The following is a 23,422-nucleotide window of genomic DNA, read 5'->3' as shown; positions in this document are numbered from 1 at the left end:
TCGAAAAGTTTAAAATAATTGAATATACACACTGATCACGGCAGGGAGGACGGCCCACATGAACGGAAACCGTAAATGATGGGAGGAATAAAGGTAAGGCTTCCATTGTGATGTATCCTTCAAAGCAATCAAATGGAACAGCATAGCTGCAAGGCGCTGCCCCGTCTGCTTCCAAAGCCGCCGCCATATCAAAATAATGCATCCCACCAACGCGGCATAAAATATCGAATATATCATGCTCTGGAGAACCATCTCTCCTCCGGCCAGTGCGCCGATAGCCCCAAACAGCTTTACGTCCCCCGCTCCTACCGCCTTAATAAGATAAAGGATCAGCATCGGTATGAACCCGAGAGCCGTGCCCACAAGGGCATATAGAACGCCTGATCCTCCGGAAATCGCCGTATGAAGCCCCATCCCTGCAACCCAACCCGATAGGGTAAGCCAATTAGGAATCTTACGCCGCCATATATCCGTCGTAAAAGCGGTGATAATCATACCAAAAGTTAGCACTGTAAAGATCATCCGGTTCCTCCAACCCATGCGCGCTCGAACGCCTGCTTGCGAACAATGACTGTCTTCTTGAAAAATGGAATCGATAACGGTACTTCGTATTGAGCCTCAATGCCGACAAATGCGTTTTCTTTATGCTCGAGATCCGGTAGGATCACCTTCGTCACCTTCAGCCTGTCTTTTTTTATCCGTGCCGGATTCGCATAATGAGCGACCAGCGGTGTTACGGCTTTGCTCAACAAGGGTTTGTATGCCTCCTCCAGCTGCTTCTTGGCCTCCTCGGTCTTCGCATTTCCCAGGTTCTCCAAATGCTCCCGATAGGTTTTCTCCCATTCCACCAGCTGAACGACAGGGTCCGGAATCCAACGTTCATAATCCTCGATGAACTGTTCCGCATCCACTGCCTTTTGCTTAGCGGATTCGATTTGACCAACGACTTTATCAATCCACCCGCTCGCTGCGCTCTGGTTCCATTTGCTTCTAGCTTGCTGATACAACAGATCCACCGGGTACATATTGGCTGCCACGACTTTCGTCGTGTCGGTTACGGCGGATTGCAGCGCCATTTCTGCAAGCGATATTTGAATAAAAGCAATCAGAACTAAAATAAAGGACAGGAATAATGGAAGGACGAGCGCAGCCTCCAGCACGATGCCGCCCTCCTGGTCATCCCTCCAGGTCGCCTTGTTTGGTACCCGTTCAATCCAAGGCTTGCCGCCGGCTTTCAATACGCCATCACCCCCGTCTTGGTAATCTGGCATCTGCCGAGCTTAACCTGACAGGAAGTAAGTCCGGCTTTTCCCAGCTGCTGCATCAGTCCGGGTAAAAACCACAAGCGGATGGAGGTCGATGCAGTGCCGGAAATATACGTGGTGCTCTGAAGCAAGTCGATATCGGTATTTAATTGAATTAAGGATTGCATCCGAGATAACAGAACTTTATCCCGGCTGTGCAGCAAAAAGAACACTCTTAAATAATCCTTGTAGCCCATGGTGAAAAAGCTGCCCAGCTTCTTCGATAAAGGAACCATCTCCCCTTGGGTCAGCTTCGCCATATCCTGTTGAGCATGAATAGCTCCTTCAGCTACGGCTGCTAGAAAAACGAGCAACGGCGAGCCGAGATTCAAGACTTCGTTTTTAGGCTCCAGTAATGCCTCTGCCGTATCAACTGCAAGCCGGAAGGCGAACATCTCGGCATATGCCATCGAGTAGTTGCTTGCGCAGGAATTGCCGCCGTACAGTAAATATTCGAGCTCCTGATTCGCCAGCTTGTGCTTCCCTGGTTCCGATGGCTCCAAAGCCCCCTTCACATTGCCATTGCTGTCCTTCTCAAGACCGAAGGTCCGGTAATTGAATTTACTAACAGCAAACTCATCCACATAAAACTCATCCCTAACATCCATAAGCAGACTGGTGAAATCCGAAATCAATTTCATCGCGCTAAAACCGGCTTTGTCCGCGTTATCCAATTCTATGGATGGAACAGGCTGAGATAAGTTGGCTTCCTGATTGGTCTCCATATATGCTTGATAGTATCCCTTTGTTCCTTTGCCAGGGTCCCCCTGAAGCGTTATGTAATGCTGTTTGAATGCATCGGTTGACCCAAGAATGCTGCAGCCTCCAAGAGCTGCCTTTACCTGATCGAGATAAGCCTGCGCTTTCTTCCTCTGCTCCTGCTTGCTTGTATTTACCGCTTGCTTCTTGCTATTTCTCTGCGACTCCTTTGCACTTTGGGCCGAGTGCAGCTCCTGAGCTTGCTTCCAGAACGATTGGATCGCCTGGTCTGCATTGCGGTAATTTTGCGCATCGAACAGAATGACGCTGGATAACTGAGATTCCAATCCCGAGAAAAGAGCAACGGTAGAAGCCGCTTTGCTGCCGTAATCATCAAGCTCGGAGCGGGAAATCATATGGATGGCTTGAAATACTTGGTTGGCATCATAAGAGCCTGAAGCCGTATTTTGGGATTGGACAAGACCTAGCTCTGCATTCAACTGATCATTCGCTTTTTTGGCTTTATTCAAAGAAGCTTCAAATGCTTTAAGCAAATCCTTTAATTCATTCAAATCGCCGGTTGATTTCACCTTCAAAAAGGCCAGCAGCTTCGCATATTCCAGTAAGTCATCCAGCAGCTGCTCCAAATCCTTAATTCGATCATTCACAGCTTTGATTTCATCCTGAAGACGGTCCTTAAGATCATAAAGAGAATCTATCGCGGATGCGGCTGATGAGCCCGCTTGCATTAGAGAGCGAATATCTCCATCAATACGCTTCATATCGTCCCGCAAATCAACCAGCTGCTTTTTGGAGTCTTGAATGGATTGCCTGACCTCTACAATGGTATGCAGCCCGATTTTGTCGCTTAATTTATTCAGGGCTTCCAGCTGGGTCTTATAGAAGGGATGCATCGCCACCGCTTTTTGGTATATCGCCGACCATTCCTTCCACGCCCTGTCCAGCTCATCGTCCCGTTCCTCCATCAGCTTCTCGATTTTCGCGGCATTTTGGGAAAACTGGGAGGCTTGACCCATCGTAGATGCAAGTCCCGTTTTCTTGAATTTATCCGCCATTTCCAAGGAGTAAATCATCGGCGCCCGGTATTTCATTTCTTCTACTATTTGTTTTTTGAATACCATATGATTGCCGAGAGAATACATCGATGTCAGACTTGAGCTGTCGGCTTCTACCTTCTGATCAATAAACTGAAAGGAGTTCGATGCAACCGCTTGAGATACATTTCCTTCAACTACTTTCAAAAAAAGCGCCTTGGATTCATCCGGCTTTTGATTCAAGGCATACAGCCCATAGGACTGCAGCTTCGGCGAAAAGGAGGACAGCGTAGAGCGAACCCCTGTTTTCACTGCATTTTCTGCTTCCTTATCAGCAACCTGAATACGGGCAAAATCAATTAACAGCGCACAAAATAAAAATACCGGAACAAGAATCAATAGTAGATATAAGGACACCGCTCCCCCCTGTTCTTTCCATAACCGCCGCAACCGAAACAGCATTCATCCCTCCTTCCTGCTTGCATGTTTGGCAAGATTGCCTGGTATCGTTCTGTCATTCATGAATGACCACAACGATACCCTGACGCTCCAGCTCCTGCCGAAGACCTTTAGACAGCTTGACCTTGTCCTGTTTGGACAGCTTGAAGAAATGCCAGACAACTCCGGTTACTTGACCCCCATCTCTCAGCAGCGCCGCATCCTTGGGCATTTGTTCCTTCCTGAGCTGGTTCTCGTTAAAGGTGTAGTAGGCTTGATGGGCGACTTTATTCGCATCCAATGCATCGACTACCCTTTTGGTCGAGCCATTGACAACCATGGTCTGCTCCTTTCCGTTCACCAACGTGCGCAAATAGCTGGCCGCACTCTCGTGATTGTTTATGGCAGCGGCAGGATCGGGTACTGATTTGGGCTCAACCATGGCCTTTAATGCGGCGTCAGGCTTGATTTTACCCTGGATTTCTTGAATAAAGGTCCGTGTTAAGTCAATGAGCCGGATCCCCTCAACCGGATCGACCACTTGTGCCGACGCAGTCGAGGTTACCTGCTGCTGCAGCTTCCTAATCATAAATTGCGGCGAACGAAACGGCTTTTCCAGATTCACAGTCACTTCCCTAGAGATACCGCTATTCAAGTAACTCATCGTGCCGCTCCATTCTGGGGATAAACTGCGGCCCACTTTCGTCAATTTTCCTTCAGGTCCGGTATCGCTGCCTTTGGTTGCAGCAGGAAGCGTTATTTGCGCCGCTGCATTCGGGATAAGAAACCGGAAAAGATCCGACATGCTGTCGCTGTGAAGTCTCCAATATAATCCATCATTCTGATCTACGGGGTAGTCCCCTGTAATGACATCCTTCTTACTGTTATCCCAGATGAAAGCGGCGCGATCGGCAGCCACGCCTGCATTCTGAAATGCAGACGAGGTTTGATAAACATAGAGAGCGAGAAACAGCAGAGACAGCGTGCTTAGTAATATCACTGGAAGCACAAAGCTCGCTTCTATCGTAAAGCTTCCTTTCGTATCATTGACAAACCTGTACGCGTTCGCCTGTCCTGGTTTAGGAAGAATTCGTGCACCATCCTGCCTTGACTGTAATTTAAGGGCTGATTTTATCCGCATCATTCTTGATCGTGCCGGATTGATCGGTAATTTCCGCATTAGCCGAGTCAAACAGTCCTTTCACCCATTGCATGATCCACTTACGGAAAGCTATTGCTATGATGACTAGCACTGCCAAGATGAGCAATATTTCGAGTGTACCCAGCCCCTCCTCCTCGTTCCAAAATTTTCGAATTCCTTGACCTAACCCATTCATTCGCTTTACTCCTCTCCAGTTGTACAAACTCAAACTAATTCATAAGCAATATAGCCGGTGCGGCAACAACAACCATGACGACCAGAAATATTAATACCATGGGGAATACCATCTTCGAGGATGCCTCTTCGCCCAGGGTTTTGGCTAACGATTTCCTTTTTTCCCACAGTGTCGATGACAGCTCCTTCAGGGACATGACGAGCTCGTCGCCGCCTCGTTTATAATTCAATAACAATGTCGTAGTGAACAATGAAACCTCTTGAACGCCGCATCTTTTATTAAAATCCTCCATCGCTTTGCTGAAGGAGACATTCATACGGATTTCATATGCAGCAATAGCAAGCTCTGCCAGAAGAGGATTTTTGTCGATGTCCGGTTTGTTCTCTATGCAGCGCTGAAGCGCCTTCTGCACGGTTTCTCCCGCATTCACCAATAGAACGAGTTGATTCAACACCTCAGGCAGCTCCAGCAGCATCTGGCGTCTTTTTTTACGAAGCTGATTCGCTAACTCTTTGTACAGAACAAAAGGGAGAAACAGTATCAAGATAGCTCCATAACCAAGCATCTCGTTATTCTCAGCTACTACCCCAACGAGCGTACAACCGATCAACAGGAACATACTGACCGACAGGACATCGGCCGCAAAGCATTTGGTGCGGATCAGAGCCTGCTTGCTGCCATATAGTCCGATCATCTGCTGATGTACGCGTGAGATTGCATCTCCGAATCGGTCTGTCAGCCGGAGGCGATCCATCAAAGCTAAAGCAAGGGGTGCCAGCCAATAAAGCTTCAATACTTTACGATGCTCCTTCACAAAGCCGCTATATCGGGGATACGCAGTCCAGAAAATCAGCAAACCTACAATTAGCTCGATACTCAAAGCTATAAGCATCGCCATCCGGCATCACACCTTAACATCCATAATCCATTTCGTAATGGCATAGCAGCCGATCAGGATCAGTAACGCTGTAGTCATTATCAGTAGTCCTGTTCCTTGATATAACGGCTCCATATAATCCGGTGAACTAAAATTCAATAAAGCTATAACGACTAAAGGGGCGAATGTCAGCACTTTGGATTCAAATCGCTTTTGCGCCATCATGACTTGAATATCTTGTTGAATATCCAGCTTCTCTTGAATGATGGCAGCGGTTCGTCGGATCACCTGCACCAGGTTGCCGCCGGTCCTCTTGCAGGTTACGAATACGTCGGCAAACTGCTGAATATCCTCCACCTTCGCCCGATCGCTCCAATCCTTTAATGCTGCTTCAACCGTTTCTCCGTTTTCAATCCGCCGGTTTACCGTCTCCAGCTCTTTAACAATAAACGCGTTGGAATCGGGGTAGAGAAGACGCAGATCCGTCAATGCCTCCTTGAAGGCCGATTCTACCGATTTTCCCGCACCCAGAGCAGAAGATAGAGAGGAAAGAGCCTGCTTGAACTGCAGCTGAAGCTGAGCTTGACGCTTGCGGATCATTTGCTTACGCCATATAACCGGGGAATACAATCCCCCGCAGCCCAGCACCATTGCGGCGATTGCATTTTTATAAAAAACATATCCTATGATACCCAACACCAAGCTGCCGATAACTATGCAAATGCACCTTTCCGTAAGGCTCAATGAATACTCATCGTACCGGGTTAACGTCGAAGCAGCTGTATCGTCTCCTTTAGTCTTTCTATAGGCCAATGATGGCTTCCATTTCAGCTTGTGGCCATCCTTGTCCAGTAACGGATCTGTTTTCTTCTTGGCCAAGTTTTGAAAAAGTGTCAAAGCCACCCAACATAATGCCCCCGCAGCAGCGGTAAGAATGATATAACTCAAGCTCTGTCTCCTTTAATCAATTAACGTTTTCATTTATACGACGATACCTGCCCTAGCCAGTTTATCCGTATGCATTAAAGCGCTGCCTGTAGGTCTAAGCTCTCCAATGACCTTCCCGCTGGCATCCTCTCCCTGTTCTACAAATTCAAACAACCGGTTCAGCTTGACTTCCCCTCCCTCCATACCGACGATCTCGCTAATCTCCGTCACACGGCGTGAACGGTCCCGCAGCCTTTGAAGGTGAATCATGACATCGATCGCAGAACAAATCTGTTTGCGAATCACCTCAACAGGAAGAGCTGCGCCGCTAAGCACCATCGTTTCGAGCCTGCTTAGCATGTCTTCCGTTGAGTTGGCATGTCCTGTGGACAGGCTGCCGTCGTGCCCCGTGTTCATTGCCTGCAGCATATCTAACGCCTCTGCCCCCCTGACCTCACCGACGATGATGCGATTAGGCCTCATCCGTAAGGAAGAGCGAATCAAGTCACGGATCGTGATTTCTCCCTTGCCTTCGGTATTGGCGTTTCGAGTCTCCAGACGAACCAGATTGGGTACCGTACGGATCTGCAGCTCAGCGGAGTCCTCGATCGTAATCAGCCGCTCGTCATCAGGAATGTATTGTGATAATGCATTGAGAAAGGTGGTCTTTCCCGAGCCGGTTCCGCCGCCAATGAAGAGGTTATATTTTGCCCGGACGAGTCGGATCAAGAAAGAAGCTGCAGCATCAGTCAAGGATCCTTTGGCTACTAACATGTCCAAGGTCAGCGGCGATTCCGGAAACTTTCGGATGGTCATCGCCGCCCCTTCCAGCGCAATAGGAGACAATACAACATTCACCCTCGACCCATCCAGCAATCGGGCATCTACAATAGGATTGGCCTCATTGACGGCCCGATTCACTCGTGCCACGATAGCCTGAATAACGTCCTCCAGCTTCTCCTTGCTTTCGAATTTCATTTCCGTTAAGCTAATTCGGCCATCCTGTTCGATAAAAATTTGATCATACCGGTTAATCATAATCTCCGATACGGTCGGGTCATCGACCAGCGGCTGCAAAATATCCAATCCGCGAAAGGAATGAAATAACCGCATAATAAGCTGATGCTTCTGGCCGGCCGTAAAATATTGATCAAAGGAATAGGAAAACACTTCCTGTTCAATCAGGTCCATCAGCTGTTCATCAGATAGCGAGACCGATAAATCCAGCTTTTCTTTAACTCTTTGCTTCATTTCTATAACGATCTCGTCAGCCCACATCTGCCTTCCCTCCCAATGCCGTTGATCGGAACCAATCCAGTGAGGTCAGGCTTTCGCTGAACGTCCCCCGTATATGAACGATGTCTAATCGGGCGTAGGACTTCCATTCGGGTATGTACGGCAAATAACCGGAAATCGGAAGAGGCAGCTTCCTCTCGCTGCTGCTCAATGCCCCGTTGAATTTATTAACAATCAGACTGCATTTATGCGACCACGCCGGCTCCTCCTGCCTATCCATCCACTGCTGCATTCTTACTGAGCATTTATCCCATTGAATGCAGTCATCCTGAATCAGCCACAAGATATGATCGCTGATCTTCAACGCAGCCTCGATACGCGGGAACAAGGTTGAGTCCAAATCAAGCAGCACACAATCGTACGCGCCAGAGGCAAGGACTGCCCTGACCATCATCTCCGTATCTTTTGCGGACATTTCCGCCAGCTCGAGCGGCTCGCAGTTGCCGGGAAAATAGTCGAAGCCCCAGATGCTATGCCTTTTCTTATATCGCTCCACTTTGGCAATTTGCAGCTTGCTGTCCGACTTGCCGTAGTAAAGCATCCGGGAAAAGGAAGAATCCTCCTCTCCCCCTGTATCGGACTCAACCCAAATGGACGATGGCAGCTGTTCCAAGCTGAGATAAAACACCCTTCTTCCCGCCAACGATAATTCTCTTGCAAGATGCAGGGCGGTTAATGTTTTCCCGCTCCCGCCTACAGCGGAATAGATGGAGACCACTTGCGTCTCCTTGTCCCCCTTCAGCATTTGACTCGAGGTGAACTCATTATAATGAGAAATCACATGAGCCAACAGCTGATTTAAGGGTTGAAACTTGCACAGAACCGGGTACTCCACGATATCCCCGGAAGCAGGAAAGTCACTCAGGATGAGCATGCAGCCGCTCTGTCTTTGAAAAACCCTCTCAGGCAGAGGCATGAAGCTCTCATGGACAAGCAGAATATACTGCTCGCTTGCCTGTTCGATATAGGCAAAGCCTTGTTCTTTATTCGTGAAAGCAGAGACAGTAAACGTCGAAGCAAAATCCGAGGTACGGATGTATGCTGTGATGCGTTCTATAAAATAGGAATCTGTATCCAATACGACCAGCTTCATTTTGGACATTTCTGTTGTGCCCCTCCCCCTCTGTTGATCAAGTCCCTTGTCCGCTGAGAATTACATCGCCCCCTTGAGCTGTAATATTCCGCTTACCACCAAAACTGCCGAAATGATGGCAACGACAATGGCTGCTTTGACTTTATTCGTTATTTCCATATCGCCTCCTAAAAACGAACGCACAAAAAAAGCACCAACTGAACAAGAAAAAGTTCTTGAACAGCGGTGCTTCCGCTTGCGGTAATGTATTTGTATATATAATAACATAAAATATGGTTTTTTCAACTATTTTAGTCATTTTTATTTCATGAATGGACTTATGGTCTTATTTGGTTAAATTAACGGCTCATGGATATACTAACCTCATAATACGATGAAGGAGCTCAAGTGATGATCAGCAATCGTGAACTGAAGGGGCAAATCGAGCAAATTACGGAACAGCAGCAATCCTTAACCGACGAACTTCAGCAAATTAAAGAATTGCTCCAGAGCCAATCGGACGATTCCAGCGGCCAAGGGGGCCAACAATCAAGCGGAGGCCAATCGCAGCAGCAGCAAAACAGCGGCAGTTCCAATTCGGGCTCCAATTCCATAAGCGACATCGCCAAAGACTTCGCCAAGCTGAAGGATTTGACCAGTCAATTAGAAACCAAGATGCAAGAGTACATCTCGAATAATACCAAAAGCCAGCCCCTTAGCGATGAAGATGCTATTAACCTCGTTCTCAGCATGATGAACGGGATGATAGATTGGAGTATGGATCTGATGTCCCGGCAAGCCGGTTCTAACAGTCAATCTGGACAATTGCAATGAGGCACCGTAGACCATCGTTATTATAACGGCAGCAGATCTTGTTTTTCAGCCTTGGATCTGCACTCTTTACAAACCCCAACAGCGGATCCGTGAACACCGGCATAAAAGGTTAATCGGTCCGTTTTCTTTTTGCAATAGGAGCATTTCTGCAGATGGGCAGATGAGCGTTTATCCTGTCTTTTGAACTCCGTCATTCGAATAACATTCGTTTTCGGATTTGCTTTTGCAGCGGTTTGCTTACGCGAGACAATGAACAAGACTCCGAGTACAATCATGAGACCAATGACGATGACAGCAATCCAACCGCCGCTCATATAAGGTCACCTCTTTCCTCTTTCTACCGTCTCTAGTCTACTCTCTTAGTGCATCCCTCAGCCTGCTGGACATACTGCCTTCCTTCAGGACCGATGCGGTCCTCCATCTTTTTACCTGCTCCTTCAATCGAAGGTTCTCTTGGGTTAGCAGCTGCAGCTTTTGCTGGTATTCCTGCTCCCGTTCCAGCGCATCGATACAGCGTAATAAATCTATATTTTCATATCCCGCATCCTTGAACAAGCGATACATGGCTGCACGCAGCTCATCATATTGATGTTGATGCTCTTCACTCATAATGGTCCTCCTTACACAATCTCGAAATTCAAGCCGCATTTGGCTAAGAAAATTTCTCCGTCATACTGCTGCGATACTTCATCTACAAGCTGGTCTGTATTTCCAAAATGCGGAAGATGAGTCAGTATGACTTTACCCGGCCGGGCCATTTTGGCTAAGTAGCCTACTTCCGTTGTATTCATATGACCATACTGCCTGGCATTTTGAAATTCCGCATAGAATGAAGTTTCGGCTATAAGCACATCGGCCCCCTGACAGAAGCTGATCAAGGATTCGTCAAAGCAGCTATCCGCAGTGTAGACAATCGTTTTGCCGCCGGCTTTTATTTTAATACCTAAACAATAAACCTCGTGAAATGTTTTGAAAAAGGAGCACTCCATTCCATGAAGATGCAGCACGTCATGCTCCGATACTGACCGGATTTCGGAACCTTTCATAGATCGGTAGGGCTCATTCGTGCTCAAACCATCACTTGCAATGTAAATGGGTAAGGGTTCCTCCCTGCGACGTAGATCCGAATCAATCAGACAAGCATACTGCAAACATCCTAAATCTGCAATATGATCATGATGCCGATGGCTAATGATGGCAGCGGATAAATCCTGCAGGCGTGTATGCTTTTGTACAACAGACAGGACTCCGCTGCCGCAATCGAGCAGAAGCTGATGTCCTTGATGCTCCACTAAATACCCTGCACTTGCCTCTCCGGCAGCAGGATACGCTCCCCATGGCCCCAATACAGTCAAACGCATAGCTAATCCCCCCACGATTTCGTTTTGATTGTAAGCTATGGAAAAAGCACTCACTGACAAGACAAAGTCTTGGGAAGTGGTGCTTCATGCGGTAAGTCATAAAGTAAGAATCAATCATGGCTTAAATAGAAATTGCCATGTAACGGCGGGCTCCGGCAAATTCTTGAGCATAGGACGGTGTATGAATAGAAATGATTTCAATGCTTCGTTCCGTTCTCGGGGAATGAATCATCTTGCCGTCACCGATATACATAGACACATGATGAACTTTTCCTTTTCCTTTATCATAAGCATAGAACAACAAATCACCAGGCTCTATATCAGCCAAAGCCACTGCCGTTCCTTGTCTAGCTTGATCCTTGGCATCCCTCGGGATGTCAATCCCGTGAAACTGATGTATGGCATAAGTAAACCCGGAACAATCGAAGCCGAAGCCTGACGTTCCAGACCAAAGATACGGGAGATCCAGGAAGCCTTTAGCGGTGATCACCAGTTCTCCCCCTGTGACTTGCAGAGTTAATTGATCAGCCGGCATAGATGGCTCCATGATCTTGACATCCGCCTTTTCGACCCACCGAATTTCTCCTTCTCTAACTGCTGCACCAACCCTGGAGCCCTCTGCCGTAAGAATCGGCAGCTTCGTGTTAAAGCTGATTTCCTCCGTCGACTGGTCACTTACAGCATCCTCGTAGAGCCATGCCGTCGACTTGGATACAACAGCCACGGGGCAAGCATCATAGGCAATAGTCCGTTCTGCAATTTGTACCTTGTGAACCCACCCGGGATATCCATTCTCATTTTTAGGGGTAGCTTGATCCGGTACCGTCACCTGCACCCAATCCCCCTGCTCCCCCAGCACTGCCACCTCCGTACCTAGAAGCGCTTGGGTTTCAAGCTTCCCCACCAGCCACAGCTTATCAGGAATGCTCATCTTTCGGAGCCAGGACTTTATTGAGGCCGGTTTTTGTAGCGCAGGGTGATCTATGGCTCTGGCCTGGTTCGGTTGACTCCACAGGGTGGCAACAGGCACGTCAACGACCTGCCGGGGCGTACTTAATGAACTACCTTCACATAAGGGCGGCGCCTTTGAATCTGTCTCAAGCTCCGGATCGTCCGGTATGGCGTAGGCATTCCCTTCCCAGTGAGTCGTTATCACCGCAGCAGCCTGCGCTTTGACTTGATTCTCCATCTGCATCATGGATGAACCGCGTTGGGTCACACGCTGCGGATTGTACGTGTCCCGCGGCAGAAAAAGCAATCCCAAAGCAGCAATGACGAGAAACAAGCCGACTGGAACAAGGAGCCTTCTCACTGCTAATTCCCCCCCATACATCCAGCTATTCTATTTTGGCTTAGCGGCAGCAAATTCCCATAACTTCTTAGGTTTATGGTAACGATTCATAGTCGCTTCCTGTATAAATTCCAGCTGCCAATTGCTCAGCAAACGAATCAGATCGTCCCGGTTAAAAAAACGCTTGAATTGGCCATTCTGCTCGTAAAAGCGAGGTTCTATTTCGTTGCCTTCGCCTGCGCCGAAATGTACATCCTGAATAGAATTGACTCTGCAGAGCAAGTGACCGCCCGGGACAAGTACTCGCTGAAGCTCGTTAAAAATGGCTTCTGTCTTTTCCCAAGAAAAATAGTGAAGACTCAAATCAGCAACTATAACTTGAGCGCTATTCTTCTCGAAGGGCAGAAGCTCTGCCAAATTCACTTTACGGACCTCTGCAGAAGGAATATGCATTTTGACGCGGCTCAATGCCACATCGGAGAAATCGCAGGCAATAACCCGATAGCCAAGCTCGGTTAAACATAACGTATCGCCGCCGGCTCCACAGCCTAAGTCGAGTATTGGAATCTCACGGGAAGCCTCTAACAATCCCTTATGCTTCAGGAGCCAATCATCATAGTCCGGCTTGCTGTCTTGCGGTTCTGCAAAAATATGATCCCAATACGGTTGCCCCGCCTGCATTAGAGCTACCCTCCCCTTTCTCCGAAAAACTAAGCTTTAATAAAGAATACCGTCAATTCTTCCCTATTATGGAATAGCTGCTTCCCTTTTTGAAGAGCCAGCTCGGGAGAAAGATCCTCCACCAGCTCGCGAACGGTTTGGAATGGCTTCTTATGCATCAACTTAACTGTAATGATAGCCGTGCCGCCTGTTTGAAGAGCATACAGCAGCCCCTTGACCAATTTGGCCATTTGACGCGGACTCCAGCTCATGTCACATACGAGAAGATCAAACGATTGCGGCTGGAAGGTCACGTCGGCTGCATTTTTCTGAAGAAAAGTAAGCTTGGGATTGCGCAGTAAGCTCGGGTCGAGCTTCGCAGGGTCGACAGCCGTCACCTTCATCCCTCGTTCCAGCAGCAATGAGGTCCATCCTCCGGGTGCCGCTCCGATATCCAGCGCTGACCGGTACTGCTCAAAATCAAGGCCGAATGCTCTTTCTGCCTCCAGCAGCTTGAACTTGGCTCTGGACACTTGACCTTCTTCCTTGCGGAAGCGAATTGCTCCTCCGGACCAATCGCTCAGGTTATGCTCGGGCTTGGACACACCCAAGTAGGCTTTGTCCGCAGTCAAAAAGACCGATACGATCACATCCGCGTCTTTAACAACCGGAATAATGGAATGTTCCTTCTCCAAAACCTCGTCAATAGCCCGCTTATAATCCCCGAGGGATACCTCCGAACTCACCTGCTCTGTTTTTCGCACTTGTACGGCCGTTTTTAAGCCTTCCTCCAGCTTAAGGGATTCAGCTATAGGATGAAGCAGCGCCTCCATCGAGCCGTCCCATTCCAGCTCGGCATCAACCGGCTGCATATGTCTCAAAAACATAGGCTCATGATGGATCAGTTTCTCGATGACGGACGCTTTGTCTTCCTGAATCGTAAATGTAAAGACCTCAGCAGGTATAATATGACGAAACTGGACTTGCGTTTCAAATAATCGTCTGATTTCTTCTTGCGCGTGCTGGCCGAAGCCATGATTTGACGTTCCTATAAACATACTTCTTGAATGGGTTTGTTCTGTCATTATAGCACCTTAATCCAAGGACGTCCTTGAAACCATTCCATCGCTACGGGAACCTGGAAGGTCTTTAGAAGATTCTCCTCGTTAAGAACCTCCTCCTTCGGACCCGACGCGATTATTTTCCCTTGATCAATCAAAGCTACATGAGAAAACATAGGCATAATTTCTTCGATATGATGCGTCACGTATACTACTGTAATTTGCTGCTTGCCGAGACGGTTAATGGTCTCTAGCAGCCGCTCCCTTTCGTACAAGTCGAGTCCGGAGCAAGGCTCGTCCATAATAAGAATCTTAGGACTGGTCATTAAGGCGCGGGCCAGCATTATCTTCTTCCGCTCGCCTTGGGATAGAGTGCCCAGGGGCTGATCCGCAAGATGCCTCAAGCCTACCTCCTCCAGCATTTCCAACGCTTTCCCGCGTACTTCCGCAGGAATCTCTTCATAAAAACGCAAAAACCCGTATTCACCGGTAGCGATAACTTCCCAGACCGGATCGCCGGGATTCAGCTTTTCGTACAATGATTGGCTGATATAGCCGATTTGCTTGCGCACCTCACGAACGTCGCATTGGCCGTAAATATGATCCAACACGCGAACCTGCCCGCTGCTCGGGAACTGATATCCGTTGATCAGCTCCAGGATGGTCGTCTTGCCTGATCCGTTTTTCCCAAGAATGACCCAGTGCTGTCCTTGTTCAATCTGAATACCGACTTCAGATAATATCGCCCGCTCTTCACGGATAAAATGAATGTTTTCCAAAGAAATGATTTGCATAACAATCACAACCTATTCTTGTCTAGTTTTAGCGATGTGGAGCAGCATTTCATACGGTACGGGACCGCTAGCCAATTTTACGTTTTCCGGCTTGTTCTGGTATAACAGCTCGTACATCTGTTTTCTGCCCACGATGCTGGAGCTGTGAAGATAGATCTCCTGGGGATAACGATTCGCCGAGATCATATACAGAACCACATCCATTCCTGTCGGCTGATCCCAACCCAAATCAAAATCCAGCGAAAGCACGTTAATGTCACACTCATCCAGAAGAAGTCTGCACTCCTCTGAGTTACGAGCCAGTACAAATCCTTCGGGACAAGCCCTCAGATCATCCATGAATACATTAATGATAATTGATCATCTCCTTAGAAAGGAAAGCACAGATCCCTTGACGGGAACAACAACTATGTATTGACAAAAAAATATGTAGTAAGGGAAGCCACCCTCTTGCGAAACCGTGCTAGTTTGGGGCCAGCTCGCGTACCAGACGAATCTCCCCGGCATGGGTATGCCCTCGAAGAACAGGCGTTTCCAATATAGCCGGAAGGTCAAACCCGTCTATCGTTTGCAGAAACTCACGAAACCGCTGCTCTCCAATGTACCCTTTGCCGATCATAGCGTGCCTGTCCCTGAACTGCCCGCCTTCATACACGGAATCATTTAGATGAACAGCCAGCAAATGATCAAAATATCCCAAACGGACGGCCTGGTCCTTCAGCTGACTCCATCCCTCATGGCCTATAGGCCATAATCCGCTTGCAAAGGCGTGGCACGTATCAAAACAAAAGCCGATATGCTCCTTAAAGGCGCTCAATGTGCGAATTTGCACAAGCTCCTCCAGTGTCGTTCCCATCAAAGATCCGTCGCCTGCCTGATTCTCGATTAGCAGCTTGGCTCGTCCTTCCCAGTCGAAAAGCACATCATGTAGACATTGTATAATATTTTTGTAGCCTTGTAACGGGTCCGTTCCCTTATATTTGCCAAAATGGACAACGACTCCAACGGATCCGCACGCTTCGGCTATTTGCAAATCGTTGCGCAGCGACTGCACCGTAGCCGTATGCAGACCCGGATCATCTACAGCCAGATTCGTCGGATAAGGGGAATGCGCAATGGAATAAATCCCGTTCTCCCGGCAAAAACGCGCACAGGCTTCCGCATCCTTAGCGTTCCATTGCTTCACCGTCAGGCTTCGCGGATTTTTCGGAAAATATTGATAAGCTGTCGCCTCCAGCTTTAAGGCCGTTTTGGCTGCTTCCAAAAAACCGTTTCTTATGCTGATATGGCATCCTATGTTCATTCCGTACCCCCTAATGCTGACAATGCAGGCAGCAAAACGATTTTTTCGAAGAAACATCCTGACGCACCAAAGGACTGCCGCATCGAGCACAAGGCTCTCCTTCCCGGTCATACACTTTACACTGCTTATCATACCCGCCGGTCAACCGGTCCTCCGCAAACAACGGCATTTCCATATAACCGCCGTTGCGAGTCGCTTCAGCAAGGACTCCCCTCATGGAGTGGTATAATCGGTCCATCTCGTTATCCAAGAGCTGCTGGCTCCGTCTGGAGGGGAGAAGTCCCGCTTCAAAGCAAATTTCGTCCGAATAACAATTGCCGATACCCGCTATAACCCCTTGGTCTACCAGTACGGATTTTAAAGTCCCTCTCTGCTTCCGCATCAACTGAGCGAATCGTTCCTTCGTAAATTCGGCGTTTAGAGGCTCCGGTCCGAGCTTCTGGAGAAGCCGGTCCGCTTCCTCCAATGAATGGTAATGCAAGTACCCTAATCGCAGGCCAATGAAGTACAGATGCATAGCGCCGAAGCTTAACGTTACTTGCACGGTCCGGTCCGGCTTTTCCTCCTCCGTACCGTAAAACATCATCCCTCCAAGCATTAGATGAAGAACAAGCATATTAGAAGAGCTTAGGTGGAACAGCAAATGCTTCGCTCTGCGCTCGATCTCTCTGATCGAAGCTCCGATCAGTGCGCGTTGAAATACGGGAACGGGAACATTGATAGATTTCTCTCGTTCCACTTGAACATCCGTAATGATCCTGCCAATTAATCTTTGATTTAACAGCAGCCTGTAATTTTCCATTTCCGGCAGCTCGGGCATCGTATAACCTCCATGTTCTTAATGGAACCGTCAGTGCAGTTGCTTTCAAATATTTCCATTAAGAGGACGATTTATGCTCTTACTGCCGCTCTTTCTTAGGTTTATTGCCGATTTCCAGCTTTGTTTTTTAGATCAAGCTGTCCATAGTCCATTCCTGATTCCCGACGGCGGCCTTTCGGCGCCTTTTGGCGGAGGCAGCGTTGGATATAGCTCCAGTTCCGTCCGAACCTTTCATCCTTACCGCTTTGCTGCGAAGTCTTGCAATTCGTTTTTCCAGGTCGGCTATTTCGGACTGCTGCTTGCGTTCTTCGGCGGATAGCCCCTTGCTTCCCCGCCGCGGGCTAGTGACTGTACGCTGCGGCCTTCTTAACGAATCACGCTGCCAAGCTTTATCCAGCGCTTGTTCCGCATACATAAGAGCCCGCGGCAGGTGCTTTTCCCTATGCTCATAGTGCATAGATAACTCAATGTACGGCTCCAGGGATGCCAGGCTGCGATGCCCTTTACGTTCAATATACGCCGCCCACAGCCGGCAAGCGGCTTCGTAGCGGTGCTGCTGCTTAAACACCTGGGCGAGCGGCAGCAAATAATCATCCTGCGTCTCTTCCGTATCCGCTTGGAACAGCCGTTCACTTAAGTGGTCGAAGATCTGCTCCGCACGCCATTCCAGCCCCAGCTTATGAAGCCACAAACCTAACCTGTATTGTTCCTCAAGCCCCATAAGGGTCCAATCGATCTTGCCCTGTATAACCCGGGAGAAATGCACCGAGAGCCCGGCTAACGATAAAATATCGAGCTCATTGTGAATGAAAACCCCTTTTACAATAGAAACATCGTTCTCTGATAAATACTGAAAATATAACGCTGGAGCTAGAGAACCGGGAACATCCTCATGGCGTATTACTTGCAGCCGCTCCTCCTCTACCTTCCCTAGCCGGCAGGACGGAAGCGTATGCTTCCAAAGACTTCGCGACGGGTAGAGAAAATCCAAATGGCCCGCAATATCCGGCTCTGAAGGCATCCTGTTCATAATATATCTGTTCTTAATAAGCGGCCAATCGAAGGATTTGCCGTTGTATGAAACCAGATAAGGGTAGGCCACGAGCTTCTCCTGCAGATGATGAAGCATGGCCAATTCTTCTGCGGGATTCCGAATGAACATTTGCTCCACGACAAATTGATCGCCCTCATAGAATCCGATACCGATCATGAAGGGAATGTTCCCCGCCCCAATTCCAAGTCCCGTAGTCTCCGTATCCAGATACAACAGCTTGTTATACGGCAGGCTGCTCTCCTGAGCATCGAGATCGCCCTTTAACAGGATGGTCATTAACGAATCCGATTGCCCGACCAAATCCCCCAAGGCGTAACACCCGTGCTTGAAGGAGCTCTCATACACGCGGCGGCGCAGTACGAACGATCCCCATTCGTTATGAGCCATCCGTGCTTCCACGATATTCCACTCACTACTCGCGGTCGAATCCGCTGCCTCATCTGGAACGGCTGCCTGCTTCACTGTACCCGCTTCCTGCTTCTTATGCCTTAGAAGACGTTCGCGCAAGCTGCTCATTGCTGCACCTCCCGTTGTTCAAGCAGTTTCAACAACAGCTTTTCTCCTGTTAATCCCGCCGCCATATGTACAAGGCCGTTAGATATCATACACCCTCGATGCTTCATATTTGCTCCAATAGCCGAATGCTCATATGTTTTGCGTTCATCCCTTCTACTTCCGTACCGATGCAGGAAGGGCAGCCGTCGGTACAAGGGCATTTTCGAATCAAGTTTCTTGCGGCACTTTTGATCTCGTCTATCCGCTTATAAACGTCCTCGGCCAATCCGATTCCGCCCGGATAATGGTCATAAATGAAAATCGTAGGCAGCTGCGTATGCGCGGCCCGAATCTGTGAAATGACGTGAATGTCGCTTCGGTCGCACATGACATGGATGGGAACGATATGTCTTAACACATTCGATATCCCCAAAAGCAGCTGCTCCAGCGTTTTCGTTCCTATGCTCTCATCCACTTTGTTCAATTCTATCCAAGTAGCACTGGTATGCAGTTCTTCTTCGGGCAAGTTAATGGGGCCATACCCGATATTTTCGAACGTGGTTAATTTGATTTTCTTAAAAATCGTCGGCATGGCGTTCACGACAACATCCCCGAAGTTAACCGCCGCAGCTCCCCTACTTTCCGTCCTATCGATCTCCAATACCTTGAGCTGCACTGCCAGGTTTGCATCCGTGTAATACTCCACATCAACTTCCCTCACATAAGCCTTTTTATGCTCCCAGTCCAGCTTTTCGACCTGATACTGTACACCTTCATGCAAATAAATAGCCTCATCATGCAAAAGAGTCATGGCGCTAAAGCGATCCATTTCCCCGATGATTTTTACGTTCGCCGTGTCAGATTGGTCCACTATTACGACGTTTTCCTGTGCAGCCGAACGCAGACTTACCTCACTTGCGGGAAACGACTGATTCGCCCAGTAAAACGTATCTCCCGAATAATGCAGCACTCTTTCATCAACCAGATATTCCAAAAGCTCTTCGATTTCTAAAGGCCCGAATTCTTCGCCTTTCTTAAATGGAAGTTCATACGCCGCACATCTCAGATGATCTACCAAAATAATGAGATTTTCCGGGTTAATCCTCGCAGATTCCGGGGACCGGTCGAAGAAATATTCCGGATTTTGCACAATGTACTGATCAATTGGCGTGTTACTCGCTACCATGATGACGAGCGACTCCCCATGCCGTCTTCCGGCACGGCCTGCTTGCTGCCATGTACTTGCGACGCTTCCGGGATATCCCGTCATAATGCAAACCTGCAGCTGCCCAATGTCTACACCCAGCTCTAACGCGTTGGTGCTTACCACGCCGAGGATTTCCCCGTTCCTTAATCCCTTCTCGATTTCCCTCCGCTGCTTCGGCAAATAACCGCCCCGGTATCCTCTTATGGATTTTGCGCTGATCTCGTTTTTTACCAGCTCCTGCAAATGGCTTAATATAATCTCCACCCGTACCCGGCTTCGGGCGAAAACAATCGTCTGTATTTTATTCGCTAAAAACTCCCTGGCCAAATGGTTGACCTCTACCGTTGCACTTTTTCGAAGGTTAAGTGCTTTATTGGTGACAGGCGGGTTATAAAATACAAAGTGTCTTTTTCCCTTGGGCGCACCGTTATCGTCAATAAGCCGCATAGGGTTCCCCGTCAGCTGCTCTGCTAATTCCTTCGGGTTCGCGATGGTCGCGGACGTGCAAATAAATAAGGGATTGCTGCCGTAAAATTTGCAGATTCGTTTGAGCCTTCGAATCACATTCGCTACATGGCTGCCGAAGACGCCCCGGTATGTATGCAGTTCATCTATGACAATGTATTTCAGGTTGCTGAACAAGCTTACCCATTTGGTATGGTGCGGAAGAATTGCCGCATGAAGCATGTCCGGGTTCGTAATGACGATATGACCGACTTGCTTCACAATTTGCCGGACAGCCGGGGAAGTGTCGCCGTCGTAGGTAAAGCTTTTTATGTCGATTCCCATTTCATCAATAATCTCGTTCAATTCGCTTTTCTGATCTTGCGCCAGAGCCTTCGTCGGGAACAAATACAGGGCACGGCTGCCATCGTCTTCGGCAATTGCCTGTAATACCGGAAGGTTGTAGCATAAGGTTTTTCCCGAAGCGGTCGGGGTTACAGCTACGATATTTTCGCCTCTACGAATCGTTTCATAGGCTGTGTATTGGTGAGTATATAATTGGCCAATGCCTCTCTTACTCAGCGCCGCTTTTAATCTCGGGTCTACGCTTTCGGGAATAGGTCTCGTCTTTGCTTCTTGCGGTTCAAATGTATGCCAGTTCACTATATTTTCACTTGCTTTGAATACTTGAATTAAGTCTGACAGCGACTTCTTTCGAATCATACTTTCATCACACCTCATCAGAACGACTGTTCCCCTTATTATAACGCCCGTAGGCAAAATAAAAAAGCCCCTAGTTCGGGGCCTTATAAATGTCAGGGTCAATGTTTCGGATAAGCTCTTATTTTTGCTGCTTCATCAGGTCAGCGATTTTTTTGTCGGCCGCTTCCTGCGTTTCTCTAAGCACTGTGTTGATATCCTTTTTCTCAAGAGCAATGGGTTGACGCATATCACGAATTAACGTTTGAACTTCTTTGTCGTATTTATTCGGTGTCGGCGTAAGAGCCGGCGGATATTTAAATATGGCCGCCGTATTTTTCGTTTTGAGCGACGGGTTCTCCGTGCCAAAGGCTTTGATGATTTCCGGGTCATTCAGAACGGTTATCCGCGAATACTTGCTAACCAGCATCTGTATCTCCGAAGAAGTAAGCAGGTCGATGACCTGCATCGCTTGCTCCTTATGCTTGCTGCCTTTCGTAATAACGAGCATATCCGTCAGCGCATGACGTCCCTTTCCTACTTGATCCTCGAAGGTGGGATTCGTCACCATATCCCAATTCGGAGCCTGACCGTCTTCCTCGGCTTGAAGAAGGTCACTGATGATTTTCGAAGCCCACTCCGGCATCATGGCCAACCTTTTCTCTTTGATAAACGTACCGGTTGCATAGGCATACGATTTCCCGTCGACAACGCCGGGCAGCTCATAATTCGCGCGGAACACTTCAAGAATCTTATGGTACAGAGGGATATCAATCAGCGCCTTATTCGTTTTGGGGTCAACAAACGGCTGTGAGTACTGGCTGATCATATGATCGGGAAAACGCGGGTCGAAGCCGATATATTGAACCCCTTCATCCTTTCTCGTTAACTTGCGGGACAGCTCCAGCACATCGCTCCAGAGCATGCCGTCCTTCGGATAAGGAACACCGAACTTATCAAAAATATCTTTGTTGTAAAATAATACTCCCGTATTCCGGCTGAAAGGAATTCCCTGCAGCTCCTTCCCGTTGGGGTCCAGGTTCCGGATAGCCTGAACCGTTTCCGGGACAAACTTGCCGAGGTCCAGCTTGGATTTTTTGACCAAATCCGTTAAATCTGCCGGCAGATCCAAGGCAACGAGCGGCATATGCCAGTCATTATCGGACAAAATAAGGTCCGGTGTCTCACCGGCAAGAATTAGCTTTTCCAGATCCCCTTCCAGCTTCTCCAGCGTAATGTGCGGATACTTCTTTTGGAGCGGCTCTACAAAGAACTTGTTGTACTCAGGCGGCGATAACCGGGTTACATTCACATAGAACTTTAGTGTAACGGGCTCTGTCGACACTTTAAATTCAGCTTCCTCCGGCTTCGATTCTGCCGCAGGCTTGCTATCCGATGTACAGCCGGTTAATGCCATCATAGCGATAAGACTTAACAAAGTGACTTTTTTCAGCGGTTTGATCATACAATTCTCCCCCTTGAGCATAGATGTTTACGCTTACATTATTTATCAAAGCCTTACAACAAAGATGATACCAGTTGCTAAACTCGCGGTTCGATAGTCGCTTTCCAGTCCTACCGGCAGTAGCAAAAGATAAAAAAACCTTATCATAGTAAACAACGCCACCAACCATGATGGGCATGTTTACGGATAAGGTTTTCTCCAAGACTCAATCCTTCGCCGTACTTATTCAACTTATTTTTTAATAACTATAGTTCCTCGCTAATTAATTGTCAAGGCTTTTCTCCCGTTGATTTCTTGGACGATTCTTTTTCCCGCAAATGCTTCAAGGACTGAATCCTGGTTCTGTGTTCCAATAAAATAACCCTCACAGTAAGTACCGTCAGGGTTCATGATTTCGACAGATCATCGTTATACCGTACTAATTTGATGTTATTTGAAGCCGTAACTCCCGGAAAGCAGTCGAAGTATGGTGTAAGTAAAGTTTAAATTTTCTGAATATTATGTCGTTTCCTGCGCTTTCCCGGGAAAAGTTTTAGAGTAGATCCGACGAATCGTCGTAGTCATACCTCAAACCGTCATGCTCCATCGTTTGCTTGCCTGGCATGCTCATGGCGGCTTCCGCCTTGTTTTGCAGCTTGCTTAACACTTCCCGGTAGTGATTGACCTTCGAGCCTTTTGGTTCCGAGCTGATCGCCCGTTGCAACGCTTGTTCGATAATAGCTATATCGTGACTTGTAAAATCCATAGCGTCCACCCTCTCGACTATCATTTTTCACTTCCTCTATTGTTCCCCAATAAGAGGATCTTCATTCCATTTTTAGCAGAAGAATTCGAATCAATGCTCTTCAAGCTCTATACCATTTTGCCGCGAGCCGCCTCTCTATCATGACCCGGGAAATGCAGATCTCACACTATCAATTACCAACATG

Annotated in this window: 24 protein-coding genes; 1 reads left to right on the top strand and 23 read right to left on the bottom strand. The window is 48.1% G+C overall.

The features are described from left to right. Window positions 1-9: 9 nt before the first annotated feature. From B1728_RS05170 to B1728_RS05130, 9 genes are all read right to left on the bottom strand, one after another. The gene (locus B1728_RS05170) at window positions 10-522 is read right to left on the bottom strand and encodes an A24 family peptidase (RefSeq protein ID WP_179135899.1); all 513 of its coding nucleotides are present in this window, start codon (window positions 520-522) and stop codon (window positions 10-12) included. Further along, a complete protein-coding gene (locus tag B1728_RS05165; protein ID WP_256865243.1) occupies window positions 519-1,271 on the bottom strand; it encodes a TadE/TadG family type IV pilus assembly protein in 753 nt (250 codons plus the stop codon). Before B1728_RS05165 ends, B1728_RS05170 begins: the two co-directional genes overlap by 4 nt. Then, window positions 1,235-3,520 (bottom strand): hypothetical protein, encoded by a 2,286-nt coding sequence (locus tag B1728_RS05160; protein ID WP_079909119.1) that lies wholly within the window; start codon window positions 3,518-3,520, stop codon window positions 1,235-1,237. The genes B1728_RS05165 and B1728_RS05160 overlap by 37 nt, the downstream gene beginning before the upstream one ends. 52 nt (window positions 3,521-3,572) lie before the next feature. Next, entirely contained in the window at window positions 3,573-4,505 is a 933-nt protein-coding gene (locus B1728_RS05155) for a hypothetical protein (RefSeq protein ID WP_256865242.1), read from the bottom strand. A gap of 109 nt (window positions 4,506-4,614) precedes the next feature. Next, window positions 4,615-4,833, bottom strand: a complete 219-nt coding sequence (locus B1728_RS05150; RefSeq protein WP_079909118.1) for a Flp1 family type IVb pilin — start codon at window positions 4,831-4,833, stop codon at window positions 4,615-4,617. 34 nt (window positions 4,834-4,867) lie between these two features. Continuing rightward, entirely contained in the window at window positions 4,868-5,731 is an 864-nt protein-coding gene (locus tag B1728_RS05145) for a type II secretion system F family protein (RefSeq protein WP_079909117.1), read from the bottom strand. 6 nt (window positions 5,732-5,737) lie between these two features. Continuing rightward, window positions 5,738-6,658, bottom strand: a complete 921-nt coding sequence (locus B1728_RS05140) for a type II secretion system F family protein (protein ID WP_079909116.1) — start codon at window positions 6,656-6,658, stop codon at window positions 5,738-5,740. Window positions 6,659-6,691: 33 nt separating this feature from the next. Continuing rightward, the gene (locus B1728_RS05135; protein WP_079909115.1) at window positions 6,692-7,915 is read right to left on the bottom strand and encodes a TadA family conjugal transfer-associated ATPase; all 1,224 of its coding nucleotides are present in this window, start codon (window positions 7,913-7,915) and stop codon (window positions 6,692-6,694) included. Next, entirely contained in the window at window positions 7,905-9,035 is a 1,131-nt protein-coding gene (locus B1728_RS05130) for a P-loop NTPase family protein (protein ID WP_079909114.1), read from the bottom strand. Before B1728_RS05130 ends, B1728_RS05135 begins: the two co-directional genes overlap by 11 nt. A 381-nt stretch (window positions 9,036-9,416) precedes the next feature. Between B1728_RS05130 and B1728_RS05125 the strand changes: the two genes are divergently transcribed. Continuing rightward, entirely contained in the window at window positions 9,417-9,839 is a 423-nt protein-coding gene (locus B1728_RS05125; protein WP_079909113.1) for a hypothetical protein, read from the top strand. 20 nt (window positions 9,840-9,859) lie between these two features. Here B1728_RS05125 and B1728_RS05120 read toward each other — a convergent pair whose 3' ends face one another. The 14 genes from B1728_RS05120 to B1728_RS05055 all read right to left on the bottom strand — a co-directional run bounded on the left by B1728_RS05120 (window position 9,860) and on the right by B1728_RS05055 (window position 23,262). Beyond that, a complete protein-coding gene (locus B1728_RS05120) occupies window positions 9,860-10,153 on the bottom strand; it encodes a hypothetical protein (protein WP_079909112.1) in 294 nt (97 codons plus the stop codon). A 37-nt stretch (window positions 10,154-10,190) separates the two neighbouring features. Continuing rightward, the gene (locus B1728_RS05115; RefSeq protein WP_079909111.1) at window positions 10,191-10,448 is read right to left on the bottom strand and encodes a hypothetical protein; all 258 of its coding nucleotides are present in this window, start codon (window positions 10,446-10,448) and stop codon (window positions 10,191-10,193) included. An 11-nt stretch (window positions 10,449-10,459) separates the two neighbouring features. After that, window positions 10,460-11,200, bottom strand: coding sequence for an MBL fold metallo-hydrolase (locus B1728_RS05110; RefSeq protein ID WP_079909110.1), 741 nt, complete (start codon window positions 11,198-11,200; stop codon window positions 10,460-10,462). 121 nt (window positions 11,201-11,321) lie between these two features. Continuing rightward, the gene (locus tag B1728_RS05105) at window positions 11,322-12,512 is read right to left on the bottom strand and encodes a C40 family peptidase (RefSeq protein WP_179135898.1); all 1,191 of its coding nucleotides are present in this window, start codon (window positions 12,510-12,512) and stop codon (window positions 11,322-11,324) included. Window positions 12,513-12,542: 30 nt separating this feature from the next. Beyond that, a complete protein-coding gene (locus B1728_RS05100) occupies window positions 12,543-13,172 on the bottom strand; it encodes a class I SAM-dependent methyltransferase (RefSeq protein ID WP_079909108.1) in 630 nt (209 codons plus the stop codon). 29 nt (window positions 13,173-13,201) lie between these two features. After that, window positions 13,202-14,236: a 23S rRNA (cytidine(2498)-2'-O)-methyltransferase RlmM gene (locus B1728_RS05095; protein ID WP_079909107.1), complete on the bottom strand. Its 1,035-nt coding sequence runs from the start codon at window positions 14,234-14,236 to the stop codon at window positions 13,202-13,204. Continuing rightward, window positions 14,236-15,006 (bottom strand): ABC transporter ATP-binding protein, encoded by a 771-nt coding sequence (locus B1728_RS05090; protein ID WP_179135897.1) that lies wholly within the window; start codon window positions 15,004-15,006, stop codon window positions 14,236-14,238. The genes B1728_RS05095 and B1728_RS05090 overlap by 1 nt, the downstream gene beginning before the upstream one ends. 12 nt (window positions 15,007-15,018) lie before the next feature. Further along, window positions 15,019-15,345: a cyclic-phosphate processing receiver domain-containing protein gene (locus B1728_RS05085; RefSeq protein WP_256865241.1), complete on the bottom strand. Its 327-nt coding sequence runs from the start codon at window positions 15,343-15,345 to the stop codon at window positions 15,019-15,021. Between the two features lie 124 nt (window positions 15,346-15,469). After that, window positions 15,470-16,309 (bottom strand): deoxyribonuclease IV, encoded by an 840-nt coding sequence (locus B1728_RS05080; RefSeq protein ID WP_079909105.1) that lies wholly within the window; start codon window positions 16,307-16,309, stop codon window positions 15,470-15,472. A gap of 10 nt (window positions 16,310-16,319) precedes the next feature. After that, window positions 16,320-17,129 (bottom strand): Fpg/Nei family DNA glycosylase, encoded by an 810-nt coding sequence (locus tag B1728_RS05075; RefSeq protein WP_079909104.1) that lies wholly within the window; start codon window positions 17,127-17,129, stop codon window positions 16,320-16,322. 127 nt (window positions 17,130-17,256) lie between these two features. After that, a complete protein-coding gene (locus tag B1728_RS05070; protein ID WP_079909103.1) occupies window positions 17,257-18,699 on the bottom strand; it encodes a ribonuclease H-like domain-containing protein in 1,443 nt (480 codons plus the stop codon). Between the two features lie 103 nt (window positions 18,700-18,802). Next, window positions 18,803-21,049 carry a DEAD/DEAH box helicase gene (locus B1728_RS05065; protein ID WP_079909597.1) on the bottom strand — a complete coding sequence of 749 codons (2,247 nt, stop codon included), beginning with the start codon at window positions 21,047-21,049 and terminating at the stop codon, window positions 18,803-18,805. A gap of 121 nt (window positions 21,050-21,170) precedes the next feature. Beyond that, a complete protein-coding gene (locus tag B1728_RS05060; RefSeq protein ID WP_179135896.1) occupies window positions 21,171-22,493 on the bottom strand; it encodes an ABC transporter substrate-binding protein in 1,323 nt (440 codons plus the stop codon). A gap of 532 nt (window positions 22,494-23,025) precedes the next feature. After that, window positions 23,026-23,262, bottom strand: coding sequence for a hypothetical protein (locus tag B1728_RS05055; protein ID WP_225947991.1), 237 nt, complete (start codon window positions 23,260-23,262; stop codon window positions 23,026-23,028). Between the last annotated feature and the right edge of the window lie 160 nt (window positions 23,263-23,422).

Source organism: Paenibacillus sp. 32352 (assembly GCF_002042965.1).
GTDB lineage: Bacteria > Bacillota > Bacilli > Paenibacillales > NBRC-103111 > Paenibacillus_S > Paenibacillus_S vulneris.
Note: the sequence above shows the minus strand (reverse complement) of the source record. Positions and strands in the feature narration are given on the sequence as shown.

Excerpts from the sequence above, each read along its gene's own strand:
- B1728_RS05150 (WP_079909118.1), bottom strand. The coding sequence starts at position 4,833 with ATGAATGGGTTAGGTCAAGGAATTCGAAAATTTTGGAACGAGGAGGAG.
- B1728_RS05165 (WP_256865243.1), bottom strand. The coding sequence starts at position 1,271 with ATGCCAGATTACCAAGACGGGGGTGATGGCGTATTGAAAGCCGGCGGC.
- B1728_RS05145 (WP_079909117.1), bottom strand. The coding sequence starts at position 5,731 with ATGGCGATGCTTATAGCTTTGAGTATCGAGCTAATTGTAGGTTTGCTG.
- B1728_RS05090 (WP_179135897.1), bottom strand. The coding sequence starts at position 15,006 with ATGCAAATCATTTCTTTGGAAAACATTCATTTTATCCGTGAAGAGCGG.
- B1728_RS05135 (WP_079909115.1), bottom strand. The coding sequence starts at position 7,915 with ATGTGGGCTGACGAGATCGTTATAGAAATGAAGCAAAGAGTTAAAGAA.
- B1728_RS05110 (WP_079909110.1), bottom strand. The coding sequence starts at position 11,200 with ATGCGTTTGACTGTATTGGGGCCATGGGGAGCGTATCCTGCTGCCGGA.
- B1728_RS05170 (WP_179135899.1), bottom strand. The coding sequence starts at position 522 with ATGATCTTTACAGTGCTAACTTTTGGTATGATTATCACCGCTTTTACG.
- B1728_RS05160 (WP_079909119.1), bottom strand. The coding sequence starts at position 3,520 with ATGCTGTTTCGGTTGCGGCGGTTATGGAAAGAACAGGGGGGAGCGGTG.
- B1728_RS05085 (WP_256865241.1), bottom strand. The coding sequence starts at position 15,345 with ATGGATGATCTGAGGGCTTGTCCCGAAGGATTTGTACTGGCTCGTAAC.
- B1728_RS05125 (WP_079909113.1), top strand. The coding sequence starts at position 9,417 with ATGATCAGCAATCGTGAACTGAAGGGGCAAATCGAGCAAATTACGGAA.
- B1728_RS05060 (WP_179135896.1), bottom strand. The coding sequence starts at position 22,493 with ATGATCAAACCGCTGAAAAAAGTCACTTTGTTAAGTCTTATCGCTATG.
- B1728_RS05100 (WP_079909108.1), bottom strand. The coding sequence starts at position 13,172 with ATGCAGGCGGGGCAACCGTATTGGGATCATATTTTTGCAGAACCGCAA.
- B1728_RS05080 (WP_079909105.1), bottom strand. The coding sequence starts at position 16,309 with ATGAACATAGGATGCCATATCAGCATAAGAAACGGTTTTTTGGAAGCA.
- B1728_RS05095 (WP_079909107.1), bottom strand. The coding sequence starts at position 14,236 with ATGACAGAACAAACCCATTCAAGAAGTATGTTTATAGGAACGTCAAAT.
- B1728_RS05075 (WP_079909104.1), bottom strand. The coding sequence starts at position 17,129 with ATGCCCGAGCTGCCGGAAATGGAAAATTACAGGCTGCTGTTAAATCAA.
- B1728_RS05115 (WP_079909111.1), bottom strand. The coding sequence starts at position 10,448 with ATGAGTGAAGAGCATCAACATCAATATGATGAGCTGCGTGCAGCCATG.
- B1728_RS05130 (WP_079909114.1), bottom strand. The coding sequence starts at position 9,035 with ATGTCCAAAATGAAGCTGGTCGTATTGGATACAGATTCCTATTTTATA.
- B1728_RS05120 (WP_079909112.1), bottom strand. The coding sequence starts at position 10,153 with ATGAGCGGCGGTTGGATTGCTGTCATCGTCATTGGTCTCATGATTGTA.
- B1728_RS05055 (WP_225947991.1), bottom strand. The coding sequence starts at position 23,262 with ATGATAGTCGAGAGGGTGGACGCTATGGATTTTACAAGTCACGATATA.
- B1728_RS05070 (WP_079909103.1), bottom strand. The coding sequence starts at position 18,699 with ATGAGCAGCTTGCGCGAACGTCTTCTAAGGCATAAGAAGCAGGAAGCG.